Raw genomic sequence first — 24211 nt, forward strand, 5'->3', positions numbered from 1 at the left:
TCGATCGGGTCACCATAGGTTTACCGCGATGTTTTCACTATAATCGGGCGGTAGTTCAAAAAACAATAAAAACACAGCCCCATAACTCCGGAGCCTTAATGAAATACGTAGAAGCTAATTTTGATGGCCTTGTTGGGCCAACCCACAACTATGCGGGGCTTTCCGTTGGCAACGTCGCTTCACTCAACAATGCCGCAGCAGTTTCTAACCCCAGAGCCGCGGTCAAGCAAGGTCTAAGCAAAATGAAGGCCTTGCATGATATGGGGATGACACAAGGCGTTCTTGCGCCTCAGGAGCGTCCTGACGTCTATACCCTTCGTCGCTTAGGTTTCTCAGGCAGTGATGCTCAGGTGATCCAACAAGCCGCGAAACAAGCGCCAGCATTACTGATGGCATGCTGCTCTGCCTCCAGCATGTGGACAGCTAATGCAGCCACAGTCTCACCCAGTGCAGACACAGCAGATAAACGCGTACATTTTACGCCTGCCAACTTAGCGAACAAGTTCCACCGCTCACTAGAGCCGGCGACAACAGGGCGTATTTTGCAACGCATCTTCGACTCTGAGCAGCACTTTGCCCACCACCAACACCTACCAGACAACGATCTATTTGGTGACGAGGGTGCGGCAAACCATACACGATTGTGTAGTGATTATGGAACAGCAGGAATAGAATTATTTGTATTTGGTAAGCACGCCACAGATCTTAGTCAACCAGCACCGAGTAAATTTCCAGCACGCCATACCTTGGAAGCGTGTCAGGCAGTGGCGCGCTTACATGGCCTAAATGAAAACAATGCACTTTTCATTCAACAAAACCCCGACGTCATTGATCAAGGTGTATTCCATAATGATGTGATTGCCGTTGGTAACGGTAACGTGCTGTTTTACCATGAACAAGCGTTTGCCAATTCAAGCCTCGTTATCGAAGAGATAAAAAGAAAGTTCGGAGACTCATCGCTTTATTTGATAGAAGTGAAAACGAGCGAAGTTTCTGTACAAGAAGCCATCAAAAGCTATCTATTCAATACTCAGATCATCACCCAAGCTAACGGTGACATGGCAATTATTGCCCCTACCGAATGTCAAGAACACCCAGCTGTGCACGCTTACTTAAGCGAGTTAGTTACTCGTGGCACACCTATTAAGCAGGTCCATTACTTCGACGTGAAACAAAGCATGCAAAATGGTGGCGGACCAGCTTGTTTAAGGCTCAGAGTTGCTTTAAGCGAACAAGAGTTAGCCGCAGTAAACCAGCAGTGCTTGATGAGTGACACACTGTTCGCACAGCTTAATGAATGGGCAGATAAGTATTATCGAGACGAACTGTCATTTCCTGACTTAGCCGATCCTCAACTTCTTATTGAGAGCCGGGAAGCACTGGATGCACTGACTCAACACCTGCAGCTCGGGAGTGTTTATCAGTTTCAGCGATAACTAGTTCACCATATAAAAGACATTAATAAAAAAGGCGCCATCAGGCGCCTTTTTCAAATTAGCGAAGTACGTGGTTTAATTTACGTCCACTACCCATGTGTAATTTGAGCCGTCACTGTAGGTAGCTGTCACTTCGACAGTACCAACGCTCTTATAACCAAAGTCGAACGTTGCTGAGCTAGGGCAACCGAAATTAGTCTCAGTATCCGGATCCCCATCCAGTGAGCGCTCAGGCACAACCACATGCCCCTGAGCATATACGACTTGATTTGTATTTGGTTGTGGGTCACTTGCTCCACCAACCAACTCTACAGGATCATTCGCTTTGTAATTTACTGTTGTACCAAACGCCATTGGTGTGCCCATATAACCCGGCTCTACACCATCAACATTTTCATACAGAGCAAACCCTTCGAATATACAGAGATCTGCGACGCCAAATTGAGCGGATGCGGTATCAGATAGAATTGTACCGTTAGGGTCTACTTGTAGGTTACCATCAACATCTCTGGTATATCGAATCACTTCCCTGTTAGCGAAGGTGCACATTTCATCACGAATAGCCTTGGAATAGTCATCGGTAATGGGGTACATGGCATCATCAGGATCATTGCTTAACAATTGGCCACTCTCGTTGCGCATAAAGCCGCACGCATACAATACCGGTTCGCCACGTCCTGCCATTTGAATAGTACCTTGACGGAATACATCCAATAATGTGGTTGTACAGTCAACACCGTTACAAAGCTGGCCATTAAACTGACCATTGGCAATTTGATAGACAAGGTCGCCGTTGTAATCGATAAACTCTTCAGCATCTCCACGACTACCATCTTCGTTAGCATCAACGAAGGCTTCTGGCAAGTCGAGATATGGCACATAGTCGGCAGCATCTTCAATACCGTTACCATTCACATCGATAAAGAATTCACTTTCGCCACTGAACAGACCGTCACCATTGGTATCAGTGAAACTCTCCTCCCCCTGGGCAAAGGCCATCACATTTACGCGGCCATCAATAGGACGGAAATTCTGACTCACCCATTTTACAGAGCAGGCGCCATTTGTCGTTTGGCAACGGGGTTCAATCGCACCACCTTCAGTCACAAATGAAACGGCAAAGCCATCAGGAACGGGGTTACCAAAGTGATCTGCAGCCCGAATAGTAACGTCAACCTCAACGCCATCGGTATTCCAGGATAGTGGGTTAAACTCTGAGAAGCTTAAAGAAAAGCTATCGATAGTCGGGAAGCCACTACCGACACTCAACAATCCTGAGACGGTAGTAAAGACCACTCCTGAATCTGTAGTTAAAGTGGCCTGAACACGAGCAGAACCTGGAATTGTACCCGCAACTACCGATGTACGGACTTTCCCTTCAGCGTCAGAGCGCGCGGATTGCTTTTCGGTTGGAATATTAGTGCCACCGGCAGAGGTAAAGAGCTCAAAATCAACATCAACTCCTTGCAGAGGTGAGCCAGTTTCATCAGTAACGACAAACGTCACTTCAGAGACTGTCGTGCCCCCTGAACCCTGCAAGTTGATGTAATCAGGATCAGCGCCAAAATACTCAACGCCCGCAGGTGATGCCTCAGCAATTTGAATTGTAACAGTGTCGGTCGCAGTGTTAGCACCTACTGTTACATTGGCTGAAATAGTGTCCTGCGCCTGACAGCCAAGCGTACGGTAGGTGGATGTTGCGGTACCGCCCACAGAGGTTACTTCTTCATCAATCACAGCTTGATCTAGGTTCACACAGGCAGACGAAAAGGTCACAGTCACAGGCTCTTCATACGGTTCGCCATCACTTGTAACTTCAGCCGTTACAGCTAGGGTAGCTCCATCCGCCAACTCTTCGTCAGGGCCCAATGTAGTAGAAACCGACAATGCCACAACTGCACTACCAATCTCTACAAAGGCAGTATCTGTTTCGTTAGCATACTCAGCGCTTACTGTTGCTAGGCCAGAATCGGCACCTGCAAGCAAACGAACGAAGGCTTCACCATCACTATTAGTCAGCACCTGGCCGTCTTCAGGGCTAAGTACACCTTTGTCCGAACTGACGCTCACCAATTGACGATCAACAGTTCCAGTTTCACTGTCATTTGTTATCTGCACATAGATAACCACAGGGCTGCCAATGCTGAGAGAATCAGTTGCTGTACACCCCTCAATCGAATTGGCATTTGGATCTGGGCAATCCCAAAAACTCAACTCTACAGTAATAACAGAATCTACTGGATCAACTGGGTTATCGGGGTCTGCGTTCCCATCAAGCGAATCACCGCCGCCACATGCGGCTAGGAATAGCGAGCCTAGCAATATCCACCAGCTCTTGCGGGCCATCGTTCTCATCTTTGTCTCCCTAGAAGCTATCCATCTCTTTTTGGATAGACATACTGCAAAATACAACAATCTCAATTTCGCCTATGTTAGGGCTAGGCAAACATGTGAGCAACATGTGATTAACAGAAAACGTGGTTTAATCGGCATTAAGTAGCTGTTAGTCTAATTTTTGTGATCAAAACCAGACTCATAGATATTTATGCTTAATCAAACCGTGAAATATAGCCTCACCACGAAAATTCTTATTGGCATGTTTTTGGGAATATTAACTGGCGTTTTATTACGCAATATTTTTCCCGAAAGCACTTTTGTTGACCATTATTTCACCAATGGTCTATTCGATGTAATTGGCAAGATCTTTGTTGCCAGTTTAAAAATGTTGGTTGTCCCTCTCGTTTTTGTCTCTCTAGTATGCGGCACTTGTTCCCTAAGTGATGCTTCGACATTGGGGCGTCTAGGCTTCAAGTCCATTAGCCTTTATCTGGTCACAACCGCTATCGCTATCAGCCTCGCGATTGGTATCGCTTTGCTTATCTCACCGGGCGAAGGCGTAAACCTCACCAGCGGTGCAACCTTTGACGCAAAAGCAGCACCAACCTTAAGTGAAGTGTTTATAAATCTATTCCCTTCAAATCCAATTAAGTCGATGGCCGAAGGAAATATGTTGCAAATAATTGTCTTTGCACTGCTTTTTGGCATTTCAATGGCGATTGCTGGTCCAGCCGGACAACGTTTGGCTAATGTTTTCGAAGATTTAAATGCGGTCATTATGAAATTGGTCAGCATTCTTATGAATTTAGCCCCGTATGGCGTTTACGCCTTAATGGCTAAACTATTTATCGTGCAAGATTTCTCAACGATAGCCAATTTAATGAAATATTTTCTCGTGGTGTTCGGTACGCTGCTTATTCATGCCCTAATTACCTACCCTGTTCTTCTCAAAGCACTTTCAGGCCTTAGTCCCGTGACTTTTCTAATAAAGATGCGTGATGCCGTGCTCTTCGCTTTCTCGACCAGCTCTAGCAACGCGACAATTCCAGTAACACTGGAGACTGTCACTCGTAAGCTAGGCGTCAACAATAAGGTGGCATCCTTCACTGTACCTCTGGGGGCTACCATCAATATGGATGGCACAGCGATCATGCAAGGGGTGGCCACAGTATTCATTGCCCAGGTGTTTAGTATGGATCTGACGCTTGGTGACTACCTCATGGTGATATTAACTGCCACCCTCGCCTCTGTTGGTACCGCGGGCGTTCCCGGCGTCGGTTTGATTATGCTGGCGATGGTGTTACAACAGGTTGGGCTGCCGGTTGAAGGGATCGCATTAATCATTGGTGTCGACAGGCTATTAGACATGACCCGCACCGCAGTCAACGTAACTGGCGACTGTATGGTTACATGCGTCGTAGGAAAGTCAGAAAAGCAGATGGATTTAGAACGCTATCATGCTGCGGAAGCAGGTTTGGCAGAAGAAGAGGTGCATTTAGAACGCTAACCTCTTTCTTCGTTGTTAAAACGAAAAGGCTGCCCTGTGATGGCAGCCTTTCTTCTTTCTAAACAAAAGATATTAGCTAAATTTGCCTGCATTTAGACGATCATAAAATCGCGCCAAAACACCATCGACACCATGGGCAACACCTTTGGCTAACTTCTCTGACAGCTTCTTCTTCGTTGCATATTGTACTTTAAACACTTGATTATCGGCCGTGTTAACTGCGTTTAACAGGTAATCGTCAGACGTACCTATCTCATCCACCAGTCCGAGCTCTAGCGCTTGTCCGCCAAGCCAATGCTCACCCGTAGCAACTTGCTCTAAATCCAGCGCAGGACGAAACTGAGCAATGAATGATTTAAAGCGTTCGTGGATCTCTTCTAAATCCTGCTTGAACTTCTCACGGGCGTGGTCATCATTTTCACCGAACATAGTCAGCGTTCGTTTAAACTCACCAGCAGTGTGTTGCTCAAACTCAATCTCATTTTTCTTCAATAGCTTATTGAAGTTAGGCATTTGCGCAACAACACCGATAGAGCCAATAATCGAAAATGGAGCGGCAAGAATTTTATCAGCCACACACGCCATCATATAGCCACCGCTGGCCGCGACCTTGTCGACAGCGACTGTCATAGGTAAACCGGCAGTGCGAACCCGTGCCAGTTGTGACGCCGCCAAACCATAGCCATGCACCATGCCGCCTGGGCTTTCCAAGCGTACCAACAACTCATCAGTGTCTTTATTGGCAATGGATAGGACCGCACTCACCTCTTCACGTAACGAATCGACCTCACGTGCGTCCATACTGCCTTTAAAATCGATAACAAAAACGCGCTTATGGGTATCTTCTTTACCCTCTTTTTCGGCTTTTTTAACCGCTTTTTGCTGCGCCTTGGCTTCAGCCTTGTGGGTTTTCTCCAATAGTTTCTGGGCTGGCTTAGAGAGTACTTTCTCTTGCAGGTGAGTCAGCTGCTCACTTATCTGCTCGCTCAAATCAGTCACTTCCAAGTGACCTTTTTTATCCTTACCTTTCGCTGACGCCGCTGCGGCAACCACTCCAACAACGGTTAAAACAATGGCTATTACCAGCGTCACTGCCTTGGCCAGAAAAAGACCATACTCATATAAAAATTCCATCGACTTCCTTAACTAAACATTTGAACTCAGAGAATTGGATCGTGCTTCAATATCGCTTATTTGTGCCTAAGATACCAAATAGAAAAAGGCCCGGCTAATGCCGGGCCTTTGCAATTGTAAAAAGTTACAAACTACATCACAGGCTGCACAACTGATGGATCTGATACTAAGATCATCGCGCCACCACTGGCAGCATAGACAGCTAGCTGAGTCTGCATTTCAACGGTCGCTGCCGGATTCACTGTCGGATCAGCCACGCTACCGTGGGCAGAATCGATAAAACGTACCGCGCCTGTTGCAGGTGCTCCTGTCACTGTCGCATCAACACCTGGCAAACCCAATACGCGGATCAAAGGCTCGGTACCGGACAACGGCAAACCGAATGCGGAATTGTCATTTGGCAATACAGTGTCACCAACCACTTCCGCCAAATACACAGGCACACCCTGCCCCGCCAAAATTGGCGCGTAGCCCACCGGGTCAGAAGAATCGACCACCGTCTGTGCAGCGAAAACAAATTGAGCAATAAACGTAGGATACACCTGATCAACTAGCGCTTGATAAGCATCTGGATCACTGGCCTCTAGTGCCGCCAACTCTTCGAGACTCAAGCCTGTTGCATCAGACAGCACCTGTTTAAAGCTATCGCTTTCCACAAACGCCGCTTTAGCCACTGGGCCAAAGGTTTCTGAGTAGGCAAACACACCAGCCAAGCCCTGTGCGGGAACATTTGGCATGACAGTGCTAAAGGCGTAGTAAGGTGGTAACTCGCTGCCTGTCGTTGGATCAATCAGCGGCAGTCCACCGACAGCAGCAGTTGATACAGTGTTGATACCTCCCAGTGAGACACCACTGATCGAAACTCTTGTCGGATCAAACACCCCAGGGGCCACTTGAGCTAATGAATTAAAGCCCATACGCAGCGCCAAATGGTCATTTATATTTTGGCGGAAATTATCACGGGTCGTCAGCAGGTTATCTAACTTTACGTATAACAAGACATTCGCGTTTGCATACTTCACAGGGTCAAACGCGATCATTCCTGAGCTGGCACTAATCTCGAACACCCCGTTCATATCCGCATCCCAACCACGGGAGCCGTGCAATGGTGCATCTATGGATACCATTGCCAATCCCTGTAGGGCAAAACTACCTGCAAGCGCTAAGTTCTGTTCCTTCGCACCACCAATACCATGGCTAAACACAACAACAGGCCAACCGGCCGCTGGCGCCGCAGTAATTGCAGGTAAACCCAATGCTGCTCGTACACCGTTAGCAGCATCAGAGGTATCAGGTAAGGTCACTAACACATCCAGCGTTTGCATCTCGGTAGGGGCTGCCAACGGGTTGTACTTGGTGAGGTTACGTTCAGGATCCAAACCAATTGGGTTACCTTCAGCGTCTTTTATCTCGCAACCTACTAAAGAGGCAGCATTAGACAAGTCGGCATCGGGGCAACTGGCGAGAACAGCTTCTGCCGGTAGTGCGCCAGACTGAACAGCCCCTAGAATAGTAATGGGGCTATCACCGGCGGCCAACCAATGAGAGTTAATCGCATCACACTGTGATGTTGTCGCCAGTTCAGTCAGGTCACAATTACCGAAATTTGGAAATTCAAGGTAATACGGAACATTAGTGAGAGTCGAATTCGCCAGCAACGCAGTTGAAGCCACTGCCAAAGTGTTGGGATCTGTGATACCCAGTCCAGTAAGGGCGTCTGCAACGGTTAGTCCCGTCGTCGTAGGCGGCATCAAAACCGGAGTCGTCGCAGGATCTGCCGCCATAGTCAGACGATTCAGTGCCGACACATCTTCAATCGATTGGGTGGTCATCGCACCAGAATAGGTAATCGTCGTCGTATCAACACCGAAAGCAGCCATCGCATTTTCATAACTATTGACCGCCCCCTGAAGCAACAACTGCGAAGCACTACCCAAAGGTAACGTATTAATATCCTGTTTCACCAAGGTATAGGTTGAAGATGCCTGAACAGGACGGGATTCTGAGTCCATTAACTGTGAAGTCGTCGTAATCAGATAGCCCGTTTTTGCTTTCATGGGCACAAGCGGCATGATCAGTAAGTTGTTCCCTGAAGATGTCGTAATAAAATCTGTGCCAAAAGAGAGTTCAGCTACCACCATACAAGCGGCACCAGTAGGAACCTCCGCGCATTCATCGGGTGCTAAAGGACCACCAAATATGGTTTCAAAAATCCTCACCGTACCAGGCGCAGCCGCCGAAGCTGGGTCTATGGTCACATCGGTATCAGTGATCACTTCAATTGCCATCGGTTGGTTAGTACTCCAACCATCCAATGCGTTAATAGCAACCTGCGGGTTACTCAAATCAGATGGATCGGCAACAGGAATGTTTAATGTACCGTCTGTTGTGTCGGTATAAAGCAGATCGTTTGGTACCGGCAAAACGCCATTCGCAGGATCATAAGATATTTTTGAAGCATTAATGACTGGAGTGCCCGCTGCATCGTTGCGCGCATCATCCAGTGACTCATCGTCGCAACCAGTTACACCCAACGCGGATGCAACGGCCAGGGTTATTATTAGTTTTCTCATGCTTTTCCCCAAGGTCCTTTCTTATAGTTATGGCTCGGTATACTGAGCTTGGTTTCGACAGATCAGCACTTGGGGCGATCTGCTCCTACCAGTTTGTAAGGTAACGTAAGAGTTACAATATCGCTACATCAAACACCTGTTTAATGTTACTGAGATCCCAATTTCGTAAAAAGGTCGCGATAGCACACCGGGGAAGGTAAAATGCGCCCCTTGCCGACCCGAAGCAGACAAAACGGAAAACAAAGATGTTGGATTATCAAGCAGCAAATGACCTACTCAAAGACCGCGTTATTCTAGTAACAGGCGCTGGCGATGGTATTGGTCGCCAAGCTGCCCTCACCTACGCCAGCCATGGTGCTGTCGTGATCCTGCTAGGAAAGACAGTCAGCAAATTAGAACAAACCTATGATCTTATCGTTGCCGCCAATGGCCCTGAGCCGGCTATCGTCCCCCTCGACATGCAGGGCGCGACAGAACAGCACTACATCGATATGGCGACCACTATAGAAGAGCAGTTTGGCCGCTTGGATGGCGTCTTACTCAACGCAGGTATGTTAGGGGTTCTCAGTCCATTTGAGCAGATCGACCTAGCCAGCTGGGAAACCGTGATGAAGGTGAATGTGACCGCTCAGATGATGATGACCAAACCACTGTTATCCCTATTAAGAAAGGCCGATGACGCAGCACTGATATTCACTAGCTCTGGGGTGGGCAAAAAGGGACGCGCCTATTGGGGTAGTTATGCAGTATCCAAGTTTGCCACTGAAGGGATGATGCAGATTTTGGCTGATGAATTGAGCAACACCAACGTTCGCGTTAACGCAATCAACCCCGGTGCAACCCGCACAAGTATGCGCTCGACCGCTTATCCGGGGGAAGATGCCAACAAACTCAAAACACCAGCAGAGATCATGCCGACTTATCTCTATTTGATGGGCCCCGATAGCCAAGATGTTCGTGGCCAATCCGTTGATGCTCAACCCAAATAACCTGATAATAAATCACAAAAAAGGCGCTTAGATAGCGCCTTTTTTTGATTTTTCCCGTTCAAAATCGGGTTAGCGACGGCGTACTCGGCGATGCGCTTGTGAACGATGTTTAGAGACACTGCGACGCACCCGGCGCAGACGTTCCTGTTCACCAATCCTTGATTTCACTGAGGGCTTACTGCGATCTTCTTTCGGCAATTGCACCTCTTCCCGCAGATAGTTCACCTCTTCTAACGACAACTCGCGCCAGGTACTTTGTGGTAACTCTCTTGGCAAGGTCAATGCGCCGTAACGAACACGGATCAGGCGACTCACTTTTAGTTCCTGACTTTCCCAAAGGCGGCGCACCTCTCGATTCCTCCCCTCGCTTAGGGTGACATAAAACCACTGGTTAATGCCTTCGCCCCCCTTCACTTGGATCTTATCAAATTTGGCCTTGCCATCTTCAAGCATCACGCCTTTGCGCAACGCCTTAAGTTTATCGTCAGACACATCGCCAAACACGCGAGAAGCGTACTCACGCTCCACTTTAAAGCTCGGGTGCATTAAGCGATTAGCCAGTTCGCCATCATTGGTGAACAACATCAATCCACTGGTGTTCAGATCCAAACGGCCAACAGCGATCCAGCGACCAGCCCCAATCTTTGGCAAGTTATCAAACACTGTGCGGCGTGATTCCGGATCATTGCGGGTACACACCTCACCTTCCGGTTTGTGGTACATGATCACACGACACGTGGTTTCTTCTGCCGGTGTAGTTCTGATCAATTTGCCATCCACACGTATCTTGGCATCCTCTTCTACACGGGTGCCTAGCTCAACGACATCGCCGTCAACACTCACACGGCCTGCAGCGATCCACTGCTCTACCTCACGACGAGACCCCAAACCGGCCCGCGCCAGGACTTTCTGCAATTTCTCACTCATGCCTCTATTACCTCTTGTGGATTCGACGTTTTTTCAACCTGCTCGAGCATTTGCGCATCAACCGGCTCGTCGGAGAGCGGATTCTCCTCAAGGGCTGGCAACTGTTCAAGTGATTTCAACCCAAAATAGTCTAAAAACTGCCTACTGGTAGCATAAAGCGCCGGGCGCCCCGGTACTTCTTTGTGTCCTACCACTTTAATCCATTGCCGTTCCGACAATGTCCGTATGATGTTACTGCTGACCGTCACACCACGCACCGCTTCAATCTCGGAGCGTGTGATTGGCTGGCGATAAGCAATCAGCGCAAGGGTTTCCATTAGCGCCCGCGAGTACCGTGGTGTTTTTTCCGGCCATAGGTGCCCTAACCAGGGGCTAATAACTTCTGCAGACTGAAAGCGCCAGCCACTGGCGACCTCAACTAAATTGATCCCCCGTGGCGCATAGTCCAGCACCAGCGCGTCAATCACTGCTTTTACCCGTTTACCTGACACGGTAAATTCACACAACACACCTTCAAGCAGCGCTTTTGCTGTTAAGGGCTTATCAGCCACGAACAGCGCTGCTTCAATCAACTGTTTCAGCTGTTCGTCATTAATCTTCCGCACTATCAACGCCCCCAGCAGCTCTTACATGGATAGGTTGAAAAGCAGCATTTTGCACCAGATCCAACATCGATTCTTTTACCAGCTCCAAAATGGCTAGAAAAGTGACAACGACACCTGCACGACCCTCTTCGATCTCAAACAGCTGATCAAACGGCGTAAAATGCTGGCGACTCACTTTTTCCAAAATCAGGCTCATCCGTTCTCGGGTACTTAAAGCCTCGCGCTGTACCTGATGGTGCTCAAATGCACTGGCACGCTTCATCACGTCGGTAAATGCCACGAACAGCTCAGCCATCGACACCTGAGGCTCAATCTTCATCGGCTGAGCTAACTCATGCGCCTCTGCCGCTGCCTGATAGTAATCCCGCTCATCTCTAGGCAAGGTATCTAATTCCTGTGCCGCAACCTTAAAACGCTCATACTCCTGCAAGCGGCGGATCAACGCCGCCCGAGGATCTTCCTCATCCGCTTCATCACTGGCGCGAACAGGTAACAACAAGCGTGACTTCACCTCGGTCAAAAACGCAGCCATCACCAGATAGTCGGCTGCCAACTCCAGCTTCATATCCTGCATTAACTCTATATATTCAATATATTGAGCAGTGATCTCTGTTAAATTCAAATCTAGAATATCAAGCTTTTTGCGCTTAATAAGATAGAGCAGCAGATCTAAAGGTCCCTCAAACGCATCGAGAAATACCTCTAGCGCCTCAGGAGGTATATAGAGATCGAGCGGTGCCTCTGACATCACTTCGCCACGCACTTTGGCGAGTGGTAAAGTCTGCTGCACAGGTACCGCAGGTTCGTGAATGGTGGTTGTCGATTCAGCCATTAGCGAAACGGTGTGGGATCACCCGCTCCCTCACGCAATAGCTCGACAGTATCTTCAGAGAGATCAACCACAGTCGTCGGCATTTCGCCTAAGTATCCACCATGAATGACCAGATCCAGCTGATTTTCCAAACGATCACGGATCTCCTCTGGATCAGATTCAGCCATATCGTTTCCAGGTAAGATCAACGAGGTCGACATAATCGGCTCATCCAGCGCCGCCAACAAAGCCTGAGTGATAATGTGGTCCGGCACCCGCAAACCGATAGTTTTTCGCTTTGCATTTAGGAGGCGCTTAGGTACCTCTTTAGTCCCTTTCAGGATAAAGGTGTAAGCCCCCGGCGTGTTATTTTTTAGTAGGCGATAGGCGGAGTTATCCACTCGCGCATACAACGACAACTCTGACAGATCACGACATATCAAGGTGAAGTTGTGAGCTTTATCAATATTACGGATCCGGCAGATCCGCTCCATCGCCGCCTTATCACCGATGTGGCATCCCAGGGCGTAACCTGAATCGGTCGGATAGGCAATAACACCACCCTGCTTAATGATCGCCACAGCCTGATTGACCAACCGACTCTGCGGATTATCAGGGTGGATATAAAAGAACTGACTCATATTTATATTTCCTATTCGCCTCGCGGCGTTGTCCAACGTTCCCAGACACCACTAACGCCATCCGGTAACCAGAGGTTTTTCCCTAACTCAACCCAGCTCCCAGGATGGTGGAAATCTGATCCCTGAGAAGCTGACAACCCAAATTCTATCGCTAAATCAGCAAGATTGCGCTTTTCGTTAGGTGTTTGTTGTGTCATGGCCACTTCAACGGCATCGCCGCCCCACTCAGCAAAACAAGTTAATAGCTGACGGATCCATTTCCACGACATGCGATATTTGGTTGGATGTGCCACCACCGCCACCCCGCCAGCTTGATGTAATGCAGAAATCGCTACCTCGATGGAACACCAGCCTGGATTGACGTAAGCGCGTTTACCTTTGCGCAGGTATTTCTTAAACGCCGTTTCCATCGACTTCACCACGCCCTCGTTAACCATCGCCCTGGCAAAATGAGCCCGCGTGATAGAGCCTCCTTGCGCCAGGGTCGCCGCCTTGTCATAGGCATCATCGATGCCACAACGAGCAAGCTTGTCTGCGATCCCTTGCGCCCGCTTTAACCGCCGCTCTTTCTGCTCGGCCAACAGGGTCTTGATGGCTGGATGATTAACATCAAAGTTCAAGCCAACAATATGGATCTCCATCCCTTCCCAAGCACAACTGATCTCCACCCCACTGGTGAGCGTCAGTGCTAAACCTTGAGATTCGATCTCGCGCTGCATCTCATCTAGCCCCGCAACAGAATCATGATCCGTTAACGCAATTTGGCTCACTCGATGGGCAACCGCTCGATGGGCAAGCTGCGCCGGAGACAAACTGCCGTCAGAGGCGGTGCTGTGGCAATGAAAATCGTGTATCAAAGACAGGCTCACGTAGCTGAAAGTGTGATTTTTATAGCGATATTGTCTCATACCCTGATAGGGGGTTGACACTGCTGATTTCACATTGCATGCTTGAGCGCACTGTTTCAGGAGTAATACCTAATGATTTTAAGCCTTAACATCAGCAACGTGTGGTGGTGGCACTTCCCATAGCGGGTAGTGTTTCGGCTTTGTATTGTCTTCAGAAACATTAAAACCCGCCAATTGAGCGGGTTTTTTTATGTCTGCCGTTCGGGAACAACCATGAATCAATGGCCCGTCCAGACAGGTAGAGATTGCAGCGTCATTTTTGCGCAGTATAGTGTGGGGTCATTTTACGATAATCGGTCACGCAAACATCGTAAATTGATAGCCAAAAACAGAGAGTCAGCAGGGAAAAAGCATGAGCCATCTAGCATCAGGTGAGGTTGAAGCGCTCACCACCACCGCGCCTTACATCGCGGATCCATTGGCCTTATATGAATTACTTACCCATCACGGTGAATTAAAGAACACTGTCCTGCTGGAATCAGCAGAAATAGATAGTAAAGCGGATCTAAAGTCCCTGCTGCTATTAGACGCCGCCCTTAAAATCAGTTGCAGTGGACGCCAAGTTACCTTGACTCTATTAAGCGACAACGGTCGCAACGCACTGTCGACAATTTTAAGTGCGCTACCTGACAGTGTCGCCGTCGTTGAAACAGATAATGGTGCCGTGCTGAACTTCCCTGAAGTCGGAGAGATCCTCGACGAAGAGGAACGTTTAAAAGCCCTGTCTCCTTTAGAAGCACTTCGCGCGGCAGTTAATCATCTCAAAACACGCAATAGTAACGATGATGCGATCTTCCTGGCCGGTACATTTGCTTATGATCTGATAGCCAGCTTCGAACCCTTACCGGATGTCGCTGACGGTGAAAACAACTGCCCAGATTACCTGTTCTATCTCTCTGAAACACTGATTGTTATCGACCACCAAACCCAACAAAGCGAGATCACAGGTTGCGTATTTGGTGGTGACGGTGCCAGTGAACAGTTTTATCTGAAAACCCGCCGCATTGAGGCGTTAAAAGAGCAGCTAACAAAATTCAACCCCAGCCAACTCAGTAGCAAGGTGGCAGAAAGCGCCGCCATTGACGTCACCACAGACACCAGTGACGAACAGTTCTGCCAACAGGTAGAAACGCTTAAAGACAACATTCACTGCGGCGATATCTTCCAGGTGGTACCATCTCGCAGCTTTCATATCGCTTGCCCAGACAGCCTATTTGCCTATCGCGAGCTAAAAGCAAGCAACCCCAGCCCGTACATGTTCTATGTTAACGACGAAGAGTTTGTGTTGTTCGGTGCCTCACCAGAGAGCGCGCTCAAATATGAGCAAGAAGATCGTCAAGTCGAGGTCTATCCTATCGCCGGTACTCGTCGCCGCGGCTTCAACCCAGACGGCTCCATCGATGCCGATCTCGACAGCCGCATGGAATTGGAGCTCCGCCTCGACAAAAAAGAGCTGGCTGAACACATTATGCTGGTCGATCTGGCACGTAACGATATTGCCCGTATTGCCAAGCCCGCCAGCCGCCATGTCGCCGAACTACTTAAAGTCGATCGTTACAGTCACGTCATGCATCTAGTCAGCCGCGTGGTTGGTGAGCTTCGGGAAGATATGGATGCGCTACACGCTTATCAGGCCTGCATGAACATGGGCACCCTGGTTGGCGCACCAAAAATCAGAGCAGCCCAACTTATCCGAGATACTGAAAGAAAACGCCGTGGCAGTTACGGCGGCGCAGTCGGATACATTAATGGCGTCGGCGACATGAACACCTGCATCGTCATTCGCAGTGCATTTGTCAAAAATGGTAAAGCCACCATTCAAGCCGGTGCGGGCGTGGTGTTTGACTCTCAACCGCAAGCGGAAGCAGACGAAACTCGCAATAAAGCACAAGCGGTAATTTCCGCAATTGTCAGCGCCAACAAGCAGCTAAATCAGGCAGCCAAGCAAGCGGAAGGAGCGGCACATGAATAATCTAAGCCCTGCAACGGAAAAGAAAGCCACGATCTTTCTGCTGGATAACTTCGACTCATTTACCTACAACTTGGTGGACCAATTTCGCGCATTAGATCATCCAGTGGTTATCTACCGCAATAATTTAGCGGCGACGCTTATCCACCAAAAGATGCAGCAACATGCAGACAAGGGGGAGCAGATCATCTTGGTGCTCTCTCCCGGACCGGGCAATCCCTCATCTGCGGGATGTATGCTCGAACTTATCGGCCTTTGCCAAGGCCAGTTCCCTATTTTGGGGATCTGCCTCGGCCATCAAGCCATCGTCCAGTTTTATGGTGGTGAAGTAGGCTCTGCAGGAGATATTTTGCACGGTAAATCGTCCGCGATCAGCCATATCGGAGAAGCGATGTTTAACGGCTTGCAGCAACCTCTGCCGGTGGCACGTTATCACTCACTAGCAGCGACGCGAGTAGAAAACCTGCAGGTTATTGCTGATTACCAGTCTCTGCCAATGGCGGTGATGGATGCCAAATGCAAGGTGTTAGGTTTTCAATTTCATCCCGAATCGATCCTCACCACAGACGGTGCACGACTATTAGCTCAAAGCCTGACTTGGGCAACGGCACAGGTATAAGGAGAACATCATGCTGGAATCTCTCTATCAACAACAGGATCTGAGCCGCGAGCAAACCGCTGCACTGTTTAGCGAAATCATTCGTGGCGAAATGGACCCAGTGGTTATCTCGTCGCTATTGACCGCATTGAAGATCAAAGGTGAAACGCCGCAAGAGATAGCCGGTGCTGCGGATGCTCTCCGTGCAGCAGCGGCAAGCTTTCCGAAGCCTGCCTACCCTGTTGCTGACATCGTTGGCACTGGCGGCGATGGTCATCACACCATCAACATTTCAACCACCAGCGTGTTTGTCGCTGCGGCCTGCGGCCTGAAAGTCTGCAAACACGGTAATCGCTCGGTATCATCCAAGTCGGGATCTGCCGATCTACTGGAGCGATTAGGGGTCAACCTTACAATGAGCCCTGACACAGCAAGAAAGTGCCTCGATAATGTCGGCTGCTGCTTTATTTTTGCGCCGCAATACCATGGTGGTATTCGACATGCGATGCCTGTCCGCAAAGCACTGGCCACCCGCACTCTATTTAATGTCCTTGGGCCTCTGATCAATCCGGCACAACCTGAATATATGGTACTCGGCGTTTATAGTCCGGCGCTCGTCAAGCCGATCGCAGAAGCGTTGCAATATTTAGGGGTTAAGCATGCTCTGGTTGTCCATGGCAGTGGCCTTGACGAAATCGCGCTGCATGGCCCAACCGATGTGGCAGAAGTCACCAGCGACGGCATCAAAGAATACAGTGTAACGGCGGAAGATTTTGGCCTGAAACAGCATCCGTTGGATGCCCTGAAAGGCGGCGAGCCAGAACAAAATGCCGTCATTACCCGTGCCATCCTAGCCGGCCAAGGCACAGAAGCACAACGCAGTGCCGTGGCAGCCAATGTCGGCGCCCTGCTCTACGTGAGTGGACTAGCCAGCAGCCTTAAACAAGGTGCACTGCTGGCAATTGAAGCGATGGACAGTGCTAAGCCACTCGCTATTGCCGAAGGGCTGGCGACCGTCAGCAATGAACAAAATGGAGATCAGTAATGACCGAGACCGTGCTTGATCGCATCGTCAAAGATAAGCGCGAGCTGCTAGTCGAGCTTAAACTACAGCGCCCGCTAGACACATTTATCGATCAACTGACCCCCTCAGATCGTTCTTTTTATGACGCGCTATCAGAGCCAAACGCAGGCTTTATTCTTGAGTGCAAAAAAGCATCGCCTTCAAAAGGACTAATCCGTCCAGAATTTGAGCTCGATTACATCGCTTCTGTTTACACCAAATATGCTGCTGCTATCTCTGTGTTGACCGATGAGAAATATTTCCAAGGTAAATTGGCCTATTTAAAACAGGTGCGCGATCAAGTCACTCAGCCCGTGCTGCATAAAGACTTTATCGTCGATCCCTACCAAATCTACCTTGGCCGCTTACATGGCTCTGACGCTGTTTTGCTGATGCTATCGGTACTGGATGATGAAGAGTATAAGTCACTTCATCAGGTAGCTGATTCTCTGCAGGTTGATGTACTGACCGAAGTATCAAATCAAGAGGAGATGAACCGCGCCATCGCTCTCGGCAGTAAGGTGATCGGTATAAACAATCGAAACCTCCGTGATTTGAGCATCTCACTCGATAAAACCAAGTTCTTTGCTCCTCAGGTACCCGATGATCGAATTGTTATCTCCGAATCAGGCATCTACCAGAACAGTGAAGTGCGTGAGCTAGCGACCTATGTTGATGGCTTTCTTGTGGGCAGTTCACTGATGTCACAACCAGACGTTGATATGGCCTGTCGCAACCTGATTTTTGGTCACCATAAAGTGTGTGGCCTGACTCATAAAACTCAAGCCGAGCTGGTGAAAGAAAACGGTGCGACCTACGGCGGGTTGATCTTTTTTCCGGGTTCACCGAGAGCCGTGAGTGAACAACAAGCTGCAGAAATAACGACCGTCGATGGCCTCAAATTTGTCGGCGTGTTTGTCAATGAATCACCAGAAAAGATGGCTGCATTGGCCAACGAATTACCACTCAGCGCCGTACAACTCCATGGCGATGAAGATTCATCAATTGTTGAGCAGTTACGACCACTACTGCCGGAGGGCTGTGAAATCTGGAAAGCGCATCGCATTGCCGAAGCGTTACCGGATTTCGGCAGTTGGCCGGTCGACCGTCACTTGGTCGACACCTACCACAAAGAGAGCTTTGGTGGTGTCGGGCGACGCTTCAACTGGGAGCTTCTAAATGGTTATGACAACGTTAGTGAGCTTTTTCTAGCTGGCGGACTCGCTCCAGAAAACGCGGAAAAAGCACTGGCAATTGGCACCTTTGGACTGGATTTCAACTCCGGCGTAGAAACCGCTCCAGGTGAAAAAAGTGCTGTCAAACTCACCCAGTTAAGACAAGTATTAAGAGATTATTAGGATAGAAGATGAGCGAATTAAACCCCTATTTTGGTGATTTTGGCGGCATGTTTGTCCCAGAATTGCTAGTGCCTGCACTGAAGCAGTTTGAGCAGGAATTTATTGCATCACAAAAAGATCCGGCGTTTCAAAAAGAGTTTTCAGATCTATTAAAAGACTACGCTGGCCGTCCAACGCCTTTGACCAAGTGCCGCAACCTGACTGCAGGTACCAAAACTACCCTCTACCTGAAGCGGGAAGATCTGTTGCACGGCGGCGCCCATAAAACCAATCAGGTGTTGGGGCAAGCACTGCTCGCCAAGCATATGGGCAAACATGAGATCATCGCCGAAACAGGTGCCGGACAACACGGCGTTGCAACCGCTCTGGCCTGCGCCCTCATGGGCCTTAAATGCCGTATCTATATGGGTGCCAAAGACATTGAACGGCAGGAGCCCAATGTGTTTCGTATGAAGCTGATGGGCGCAGAAGTGATCCCTGTGACATCAGGCGCATCCACCCTCAAGGATGCTTGTAACGAAGCGCTACGCGACTGGGCAGGCAGCTATAAGACCGCCCACTACCTACTCGGCACTGCGGCAGGCCCTCACCCCTTCCCCACTGTTGTTCGTGAGTTTCAGCGCATGATCGGCGAAGAGGCAAAGCGCCAAATTCAAGAAAAAGAGGGGCGCCTGCCAGATGCAGTAATCGCCTGTGTTGGTGGCGGATCCAATGCCATCGGCATGTTTGCCGACTTTATCGATGAGAAAGAGGTGGCATTGATAGGCGTTGAACCAGCAGGCAAAGGTATCGACACCGAAGAACACGGCGCACCGCTGGAGCATGGTAAGCCGGGGATATTCTTCGGTATGCGTTCCATTCTGATGCAAGACCAGTTCGGCCAAGTAGAGGAGTCTTACTCCATCTCAGCCGGACTTGATTTCCCCTCTGTTGGCCCGCAGCACGCTCACTTGAAAGCGACGGGACGTGGCACCTACGTTTGGGCATCTGATGACGAGGCTCTTGAAGCGTTCCAGCTATTAGCCCGTCACGAAGGGATTATTCCGGCATTGGAATCAGCCCATGCACTGGCGTACGCATTAAAAATGGCGAAAGAAAACCCAGAGAAAGAGCAACTACTGATCGTGAACCTATCAGGCCGTGGCGACAAGGATATCTTCACCGTCGCTGACATTCTGGCGAAAAAAGGAGATATCTCATGAGCAATCGATATCAACAGCTGTTTGAGCAACTGGCAGCCAAAAACCAAGGTGCATTCGTTCCTTTCGTCACCATAGGTGATCCCGATCGTGAAACAAGCTTGTCGATTATCGACACCTTGATCGCTGCCGGCGCTGACGCCTTAGAATTGGGGATCCCCTTCTCTGATCCGATTGCCGATGGCCCAACGATCCAGGGAGCCACGGTGCGCGCACTCGCTAGCGGCGTTAATCCATTGGTCTGTTTTGAGATGTTGGCCATTATTCGTGAAAAGTACCCGCAGGTACCTATCGGATTATTGGTCTATGCCAACCTCGTGTATACCAATGGCATCGAGCAATTTTATCAGCGCTGCGCCGAAGCAGGCGTTGACTCAGTACTCATTGCAGATGTACCTAGCCACGAGAGCGTCCCGTTCCGTGAAGCGGCGGAAAAATTTGGTATCGACGCAATCTTTATTGCTCCCCCCAATGCTGACGACGACACCTTAGCTAATGTCGCCCGTTACGGTAAAGGCTACACCTACCTACTGTCACGTGCCGGTGTCACTGGCGCAGAAACCAAAGCAGAGATGCCAGTGGCAGCACTGCTAGAGTCACTCAACCGCTTTAATGCGCCTCCTGCACTGCTAGGCTTCGGTATCAGTGAGCCCGCTCAAGTCCAAGAAGCTATCGCTGCAGGTGCTGCTGGTGCGATTTCCGGATCAGCTGTGGTGAAAGTAATTGAAAACAACGTCGATGATACCGATCGACTGCTCGCCGAAATGACGAGCTTTATCTCGGCAATGAAAGCTGCAACCGTTAAATAGTTCGATTGGATCCAGCAGTGAAGCGTAACCGTTACACACAAACGGTTACGCTTAGTTTTGCTAAACATTGCCACCATGCGCCGTTAGCGCCAGACTACATGGTCATCAAACGCCATTTTTGCATTGAACTGAATAACGCTGCTGAGCCAGCAAGGCCCTATTTGCATGAAACAATTTATCGACTTCCTCCCACTGATCGTCTTTTTTGCTTTTTATAAGCTCAAGGATATCTACTGGGCGACAGGATCATTGATCATTACCACCGGCCTGCAGTTGGCTTATGGCTGGTTTCGCCATCGCAAAGTCGAGAAGATGCATCTGATCACTTTTGTGCTGGTAACCGTATTTGGCGGGCTCACGCTTATTCTCCACGACGATGTCTTCATAAAGTGGAAAGTCACCGTGGTCAATGTACTGTTCTTTGCCGCTCTGTTAATCAGCCAATATCCGTTTAAAAAACCACTGATTAAGCAGATGCTGGGGAAAGAGTTAGTCTTGCCTGATGCGGTATGGGGAAAGATAAACCTAGGTTGGGCGTTCTTCTTCCTCGGTTGCGGCCTGGCCAATATCTACGTGGCGTTTTATATGTCGCAAGAAGTTTGGGTGAACTTTAAAGTTTTCGGCCTACTCGGTTTAACCTTGTGTGCCACACTCGTCACCGGGATCTACCTATTTAAGCACCTGCCCAAAGAACAACCCGCAGAACAAAATGAAGGAAATGAATAATGTGGTACGTGATTTTTTCACAGGATGTTGATAACAGTCTGCCTTTACGCCAACAAGCGCGTGCAGCCCACCTCGCCCGCTTGCAAGCATTAAAAGAGCAAGGGCGCTTGTTGGTGGCTGGGCCGATGCCTGCCATCGATAGTGAAGATCCGGGTGAAGCTGGCTTTACTGGCTCAACAGTGATCGCCGAATTCCCTTCCCTTGCCGATGCACAAACCTGGGCAGATGCCGACCCCTATATCGATGCCGGGGTGTACCAGAACGTTATCGTAAAACCGTTTAAGAAAGTGCTTCCTTAACCTTTATCTTGCTCTATCACTCATTAAGTAAAACGCGGCCACTGTCGCGTTTTCTATTTTTCTAGATAGCTAATAATTGAGCGAGTTCATTCAGGCTTTGGCATTGCTTAACATTAATCATTAGCCGATCTCGCTCCCCTGCCAACTCAGTCCTATCAACGGCTTGCCCTTGCACGTTTATCCAGACAGCCGCCATCCCCAAGCCAGCTGCTGGCAATATATCTTTATCCCAATGATCGCCAATCATCACCACATCACTTGCCGCCAATCCAAGTTCATTCAGAATAAATTGGTAAAACGCAGGATCAGGCTTACTCAAGCCAGTGTTCTGACGACAAAAATAGTGATCAATATATTGGTCTAGATCCACCCTTCGAAAGGCTCTACGAATATCAGCCTCGGTTGATTGTTCAGCACCGGTGGCGATACAGATCTGGAAAGACTGCGACAGTGTCTGCAGCATTTTTTCAGCCCCAGGCATCGCCTTTACTTGCGGCCACTCACACATTTTGCCGGGCACGCCAAGGGTATCTTCCATCAGGGTGTCACCCCAATCGAATAGCAGTGTCGTTCGGTTATCAAGCTGCACTTCCATCCCCTCCAATGTGCAAAATAAAAAACCCGACAAAAAGGACTTTGTCGGGTTTATGGATACAACAAATAAGCGCAGTTTAATCGGCCAAGTAGGAACAGACGTAATCAGCCAACTCTTCCACTTTAACCTTAAACTTCACATTGGCAGGCACATTAAATGATTCACCGCCAACCACTGCACGCCATTCAGTTTCATTAGGAAGTAGTACCTGAAGCTTACCGGCAGTGATTTCCATCAGTTCCGCTTCGGCCGTACCAAACTCATATTCACCTGGCTGCATAATACCCAAAGTTTTGGTCGAACCATCGGCAAATGTGACAGCTCTGCTGGTCACTTGACCATTGAAGTAAACATTGGCTTTAACGGTGACGGCTACATTCTCAAACTTTTCCACTTAACACTCCTAATGCTCTAAATAGTCGAACCTTTAATAATTATTACCGCGCTATAGTGGCATGAATGAGATGGCAAAAACAGCCAACCCAGAATATAAAAAAAAGCAGGCCATAGACCTGCAAAATAGGGATTTGTCTAACACAAAGGGTTTAGTAAGAAAGCGGTAAACTAGAATACAGTCCTCACAGTCAAATGCTCTGGATAGGGTTGAAAGTAACGCTGCCCCTGAAGGTAATCATCGCGATGCTTGCGTAAATAGTGTTTTAGTAGCTCTCTGGGTGTACTCAGCGGCAATAACCCCTCTCGATACCTATGTATCATCTGTGTCAGTTCTGCCTTGTCACCCACTTCCAAAGCCCGTTTGAAATAGCCCTGAATATGCATCAATACATTGGTGTGTTTTTTCCGACTTGCCGGCACAGCCAAGCCCTGCATCAGCTGCACAATATAGCGGTACGCCACCTGCTCCAGATTGGCACTGCTCAAATCAGCCAGCAGCGGGCCAATGGCTCGATAATGTTCTGGCGAATGCGCCATCAGCATCAGCTTGTGCTTAGCGTGGAAGTCGAGCAACGACTTTTTAGTCAAGTTGGCTTCTACATTTCGCTTCCACAGATCTAAGGTGAACACCCGCGTCAAAAAGCTTTCCCGGATTAACACATCGTTCAGCCGCCCAGTCTCTTCACAGGGCAGATACGGGTATTTCTTTAAAATCTTCTCTGCAAAAACTCCCACACCATCATGACGCAAAGTGTGACCGTTCGGGTGATACACTTTCACCCGCTCCATGCCGCAGCTAGGTGATTTGGCACAGAAGATGTAACCACGCAAATCAGCCAATCCATCGGACAATTTTTCTGAAGCATTGTGCAGCGCATCTGTCACATCAAAACTGCGATCCCGACTGCCGCGAACCTTGAGCCAATCGCCATCCTCGACTAAACGCACCGTCTGTCTAGGCGTTCCCATCCCCGCTGCCATCTCAGGGCAAGCTGGACGATAATCGAAATAGGGGTCAAGATCTCGGACTACAAAACCAGACTGTTTATGACCGCCGTCGAAGCGTACTTTTTGCCCAACGACACAAGCACTGACCCCTACCGGGATTTTTTCTATTTGCTTCATTGTCCCTTCGCCCCTACAAGTTACTCAGCTCAACGTGGTCAACAATTTGTTGCCATATTCACTTTTACGCCAAAGCGCGGTTATTGGATCAGATAAAAACGGGTGAGTAATCACATCTGTCGTCGTTAAAATGAAGCTTTGTGTTAACAAGCTCACTAACTACCAGAGAACCACTGGTAAGTTAAAGTGCATTTGGTAACGTTAAC

22 protein-coding genes and 1 other annotated feature are annotated in these 24211 nt (G+C 49.0%); of the genes, 11 read left to right on the forward strand and 11 right to left on the reverse strand.

Annotation, left to right across the window (positions count from 1 at the left end; all coding sequences use genetic code 11):
* Nucleotides 1-98 precede the first annotated feature (98 nt).
* Complete coding sequence (astB, locus tag EXY25_RS04520) at nucleotides 99-1436, forward strand: N-succinylarginine dihydrolase (RefSeq protein WP_130565862.1); 1338 nt, start codon at nucleotides 99-101, stop codon at nucleotides 1434-1436.
* Between the two features lie 75 nt (nucleotides 1437-1511).
* On the opposite strand, the gene EXY25_RS04525 is transcribed toward astB, so the two are convergent.
* A complete protein-coding gene (locus EXY25_RS04525) occupies nucleotides 1512-3791 on the reverse strand; it encodes an Ig-like domain-containing protein (protein WP_130565863.1) in 2280 nt (759 codons plus the stop codon).
* Between the two features lie 190 nt (nucleotides 3792-3981).
* Here EXY25_RS04525 and EXY25_RS04530 point away from each other — a divergent pair, with 190 nt between their 5' ends.
* Nucleotides 3982-5280, forward strand: coding sequence for a dicarboxylate/amino acid:cation symporter (locus tag EXY25_RS04530; RefSeq protein WP_130565864.1), 1299 nt, complete (start codon nucleotides 3982-3984; stop codon nucleotides 5278-5280).
* A gap of 72 nt (nucleotides 5281-5352) precedes the next feature.
* Here EXY25_RS04530 and sohB read toward each other — a convergent pair whose 3' ends face one another.
* On the reverse strand, nucleotides 5353-6414 hold the full coding sequence (sohB, locus tag EXY25_RS04535; RefSeq protein WP_130565865.1) for a protease SohB: 1062 nt from the start codon (nucleotides 6412-6414) through the stop codon (nucleotides 5353-5355).
* A gap of 131 nt (nucleotides 6415-6545) precedes the next feature.
* Entirely contained in the window at nucleotides 6546-8987 is a 2442-nt protein-coding gene (locus tag EXY25_RS04540) for a VolA/Pla-1 family phospholipase (protein ID WP_130565866.1), read from the reverse strand.
* A 245-nt stretch (nucleotides 8988-9232) separates the two neighbouring features.
* On the opposite strand from EXY25_RS04540, the gene EXY25_RS04545 reads away from it, so the two are divergent.
* Nucleotides 9233-9976 (forward strand): YciK family oxidoreductase, encoded by a 744-nt coding sequence (locus EXY25_RS04545; RefSeq protein WP_207232103.1) that lies wholly within the window; start codon nucleotides 9233-9235, stop codon nucleotides 9974-9976.
* Between the two features lie 69 nt (nucleotides 9977-10045).
* Here the strand turns inward: EXY25_RS04545 and rluB are convergent, their stop codons facing one another.
* From rluB to rnm, 5 genes are read right to left on the reverse strand one after another with little or no spacing between them, the layout of a single operon-like run.
* Nucleotides 10046-10903 (reverse strand): 23S rRNA pseudouridine(2605) synthase RluB, encoded by an 858-nt coding sequence (rluB, locus tag EXY25_RS04550; RefSeq protein ID WP_114337985.1) that lies wholly within the window; start codon nucleotides 10901-10903, stop codon nucleotides 10046-10048.
* Entirely contained in the window at nucleotides 10900-11508 is a 609-nt protein-coding gene (scpB, locus tag EXY25_RS04555; protein ID WP_130565867.1) for an SMC-Scp complex subunit ScpB, read from the reverse strand. Before scpB ends, rluB begins: the two co-directional genes overlap by 4 nt.
* Nucleotides 11495-12340: a segregation and condensation protein A gene (locus EXY25_RS04560; protein WP_130565868.1), complete on the reverse strand. Its 846-nt coding sequence runs from the start codon at nucleotides 12338-12340 to the stop codon at nucleotides 11495-11497. Before EXY25_RS04560 ends, scpB begins: the two co-directional genes overlap by 14 nt.
* The gene (locus EXY25_RS04565) at nucleotides 12340-12960 is read right to left on the reverse strand and encodes an L-threonylcarbamoyladenylate synthase (protein WP_114337982.1); all 621 of its coding nucleotides are present in this window, start codon (nucleotides 12958-12960) and stop codon (nucleotides 12340-12342) included. Before EXY25_RS04565 ends, EXY25_RS04560 begins: the two co-directional genes overlap by 1 nt.
* An 11-nt stretch (nucleotides 12961-12971) precedes the next feature.
* On the reverse strand, nucleotides 12972-13901 hold the full coding sequence (rnm, locus tag EXY25_RS04570; RefSeq protein ID WP_281275290.1) for an RNase RNM: 930 nt from the start codon (nucleotides 13899-13901) through the stop codon (nucleotides 12972-12974).
* A gap of 63 nt (nucleotides 13902-13964) precedes the next feature.
* Nucleotides 13965-14060: a sequence feature (Trp leader region), on the forward strand.
* A gap of 160 nt (nucleotides 14061-14220) precedes the next feature.
* Between rnm and EXY25_RS04575 the strand changes: the two genes are divergently transcribed.
* The 8 genes from EXY25_RS04575 to EXY25_RS04610 all read left to right on the forward strand — a co-directional run bounded on the left by EXY25_RS04575 (nucleotide 14221) and on the right by EXY25_RS04610 (nucleotide 21889).
* On the forward strand, nucleotides 14221-15840 hold the full coding sequence (locus EXY25_RS04575) for an anthranilate synthase component 1 (RefSeq protein WP_130565869.1): 1620 nt from the start codon (nucleotides 14221-14223) through the stop codon (nucleotides 15838-15840).
* The gene (locus tag EXY25_RS04580) at nucleotides 15833-16456 is read left to right on the forward strand and encodes an aminodeoxychorismate/anthranilate synthase component II (RefSeq protein ID WP_114337980.1); all 624 of its coding nucleotides are present in this window, start codon (nucleotides 15833-15835) and stop codon (nucleotides 16454-16456) included. The genes EXY25_RS04575 and EXY25_RS04580 overlap by 8 nt, the downstream gene beginning before the upstream one ends.
* Before the next feature lie 10 nt (nucleotides 16457-16466).
* Nucleotides 16467-17480, forward strand: coding sequence for an anthranilate phosphoribosyltransferase (gene trpD, locus EXY25_RS04585; RefSeq protein ID WP_130565870.1), 1014 nt, complete (start codon nucleotides 16467-16469; stop codon nucleotides 17478-17480).
* Nucleotides 17480-18856: a bifunctional indole-3-glycerol-phosphate synthase TrpC/phosphoribosylanthranilate isomerase TrpF gene (gene trpCF / locus EXY25_RS04590; protein WP_130565871.1), complete on the forward strand. Its 1377-nt coding sequence runs from the start codon at nucleotides 17480-17482 to the stop codon at nucleotides 18854-18856. Before trpD ends, trpCF begins: the two co-directional genes overlap by 1 nt.
* 8 nt (nucleotides 18857-18864) lie before the next feature.
* Nucleotides 18865-20058 (forward strand): tryptophan synthase subunit beta, encoded by a 1194-nt coding sequence (trpB, locus tag EXY25_RS04595; protein WP_114337977.1) that lies wholly within the window; start codon nucleotides 18865-18867, stop codon nucleotides 20056-20058.
* Entirely contained in the window at nucleotides 20055-20864 is an 810-nt protein-coding gene (gene trpA, locus EXY25_RS04600; RefSeq protein ID WP_114337976.1) for a tryptophan synthase subunit alpha, read from the forward strand. Before trpB ends, trpA begins: the two co-directional genes overlap by 4 nt.
* 165 nt (nucleotides 20865-21029) lie before the next feature.
* A complete protein-coding gene (locus tag EXY25_RS04605; protein WP_130565872.1) occupies nucleotides 21030-21590 on the forward strand; it encodes a septation protein A in 561 nt (186 codons plus the stop codon).
* Nucleotides 21590-21889, forward strand: a complete 300-nt coding sequence (locus EXY25_RS04610; protein ID WP_114337974.1) for a YciI family protein — start codon at nucleotides 21590-21592, stop codon at nucleotides 21887-21889. The genes EXY25_RS04605 and EXY25_RS04610 overlap by 1 nt, the downstream gene beginning before the upstream one ends.
* Nucleotides 21890-21950: 61 nt before the next feature.
* On the opposite strand, the gene EXY25_RS04615 is transcribed toward EXY25_RS04610, so the two are convergent.
* From EXY25_RS04615 to EXY25_RS04625, 3 genes are all read right to left on the reverse strand, one after another.
* On the reverse strand, nucleotides 21951-22484 hold the full coding sequence (locus EXY25_RS04615) for an HAD family hydrolase (RefSeq protein WP_130565873.1): 534 nt from the start codon (nucleotides 22482-22484) through the stop codon (nucleotides 21951-21953).
* 76 nt (nucleotides 22485-22560) lie between these two features.
* A complete protein-coding gene (ppnP, locus tag EXY25_RS04620; RefSeq protein ID WP_114337972.1) occupies nucleotides 22561-22878 on the reverse strand; it encodes a pyrimidine/purine nucleoside phosphorylase in 318 nt (105 codons plus the stop codon).
* Nucleotides 22879-23048: 170 nt separating this feature from the next.
* Entirely contained in the window at nucleotides 23049-24005 is a 957-nt protein-coding gene (locus EXY25_RS04625) for a YbgA family protein (RefSeq protein WP_130565874.1), read from the reverse strand.
* Between the last annotated feature and the right edge of the window lie 206 nt (nucleotides 24006-24211).

The organism is Corallincola spongiicola (genome assembly GCF_004284785.1).
GTDB classification, from domain to species: Bacteria; Pseudomonadota; Gammaproteobacteria; order Enterobacterales; family Neiellaceae; genus Corallincola; species Corallincola holothuriorum.

Excerpts from the sequence above, each read along its gene's own strand:
- EXY25_RS04610 (WP_114337974.1), top strand. The coding sequence starts at position 21,590 with ATGTGGTACGTGATTTTTTCACAGGATGTTGATAACAGTCTGCCTTTA.
- EXY25_RS04580 (WP_114337980.1), top strand. The coding sequence starts at position 15,833 with ATGAATAATCTAAGCCCTGCAACGGAAAAGAAAGCCACGATCTTTCTG.
- EXY25_RS04615 (WP_130565873.1), bottom strand. The coding sequence starts at position 22,484 with ATGGAAGTGCAGCTTGATAACCGAACGACACTGCTATTCGATTGGGGT.
- EXY25_RS04525 (WP_130565863.1), bottom strand. The coding sequence starts at position 3,791 with ATGAGAACGATGGCCCGCAAGAGCTGGTGGATATTGCTAGGCTCGCTA.
- astB (WP_130565862.1), top strand. The coding sequence starts at position 99 with ATGAAATACGTAGAAGCTAATTTTGATGGCCTTGTTGGGCCAACCCAC.
- trpCF (WP_130565871.1), top strand. The coding sequence starts at position 17,480 with ATGACCGAGACCGTGCTTGATCGCATCGTCAAAGATAAGCGCGAGCTG.
- EXY25_RS04545 (WP_207232103.1), top strand. The coding sequence starts at position 9,233 with ATGTTGGATTATCAAGCAGCAAATGACCTACTCAAAGACCGCGTTATT.
- sohB (WP_130565865.1), bottom strand. The coding sequence starts at position 6,414 with ATGGAATTTTTATATGAGTATGGTCTTTTTCTGGCCAAGGCAGTGACG.
- EXY25_RS04530 (WP_130565864.1), top strand. The coding sequence starts at position 3,982 with ATGCTTAATCAAACCGTGAAATATAGCCTCACCACGAAAATTCTTATT.
- EXY25_RS04625 (WP_130565874.1), bottom strand. The coding sequence starts at position 24,005 with ATGAAGCAAATAGAAAAAATCCCGGTAGGGGTCAGTGCTTGTGTCGTT.
- trpB (WP_114337977.1), top strand. The coding sequence starts at position 18,865 with ATGAGCGAATTAAACCCCTATTTTGGTGATTTTGGCGGCATGTTTGTC.
- EXY25_RS04605 (WP_130565872.1), top strand. The coding sequence starts at position 21,030 with ATGAAACAATTTATCGACTTCCTCCCACTGATCGTCTTTTTTGCTTTT.
- EXY25_RS04575 (WP_130565869.1), top strand. The coding sequence starts at position 14,221 with ATGAGCCATCTAGCATCAGGTGAGGTTGAAGCGCTCACCACCACCGCG.
- rluB (WP_114337985.1), bottom strand. The coding sequence starts at position 10,903 with ATGAGTGAGAAATTGCAGAAAGTCCTGGCGCGGGCCGGTTTGGGGTCT.
- EXY25_RS04540 (WP_130565866.1), bottom strand. The coding sequence starts at position 8,987 with ATGAGAAAACTAATAATAACCCTGGCCGTTGCATCCGCGTTGGGTGTA.
- EXY25_RS04560 (WP_130565868.1), bottom strand. The coding sequence starts at position 12,340 with ATGGCTGAATCGACAACCACCATTCACGAACCTGCGGTACCTGTGCAG.
- trpD (WP_130565870.1), top strand. The coding sequence starts at position 16,467 with ATGCTGGAATCTCTCTATCAACAACAGGATCTGAGCCGCGAGCAAACC.
- EXY25_RS04565 (WP_114337982.1), bottom strand. The coding sequence starts at position 12,960 with ATGAGTCAGTTCTTTTATATCCACCCTGATAATCCGCAGAGTCGGTTG.
- trpA (WP_114337976.1), top strand. The coding sequence starts at position 20,055 with ATGAGCAATCGATATCAACAGCTGTTTGAGCAACTGGCAGCCAAAAAC.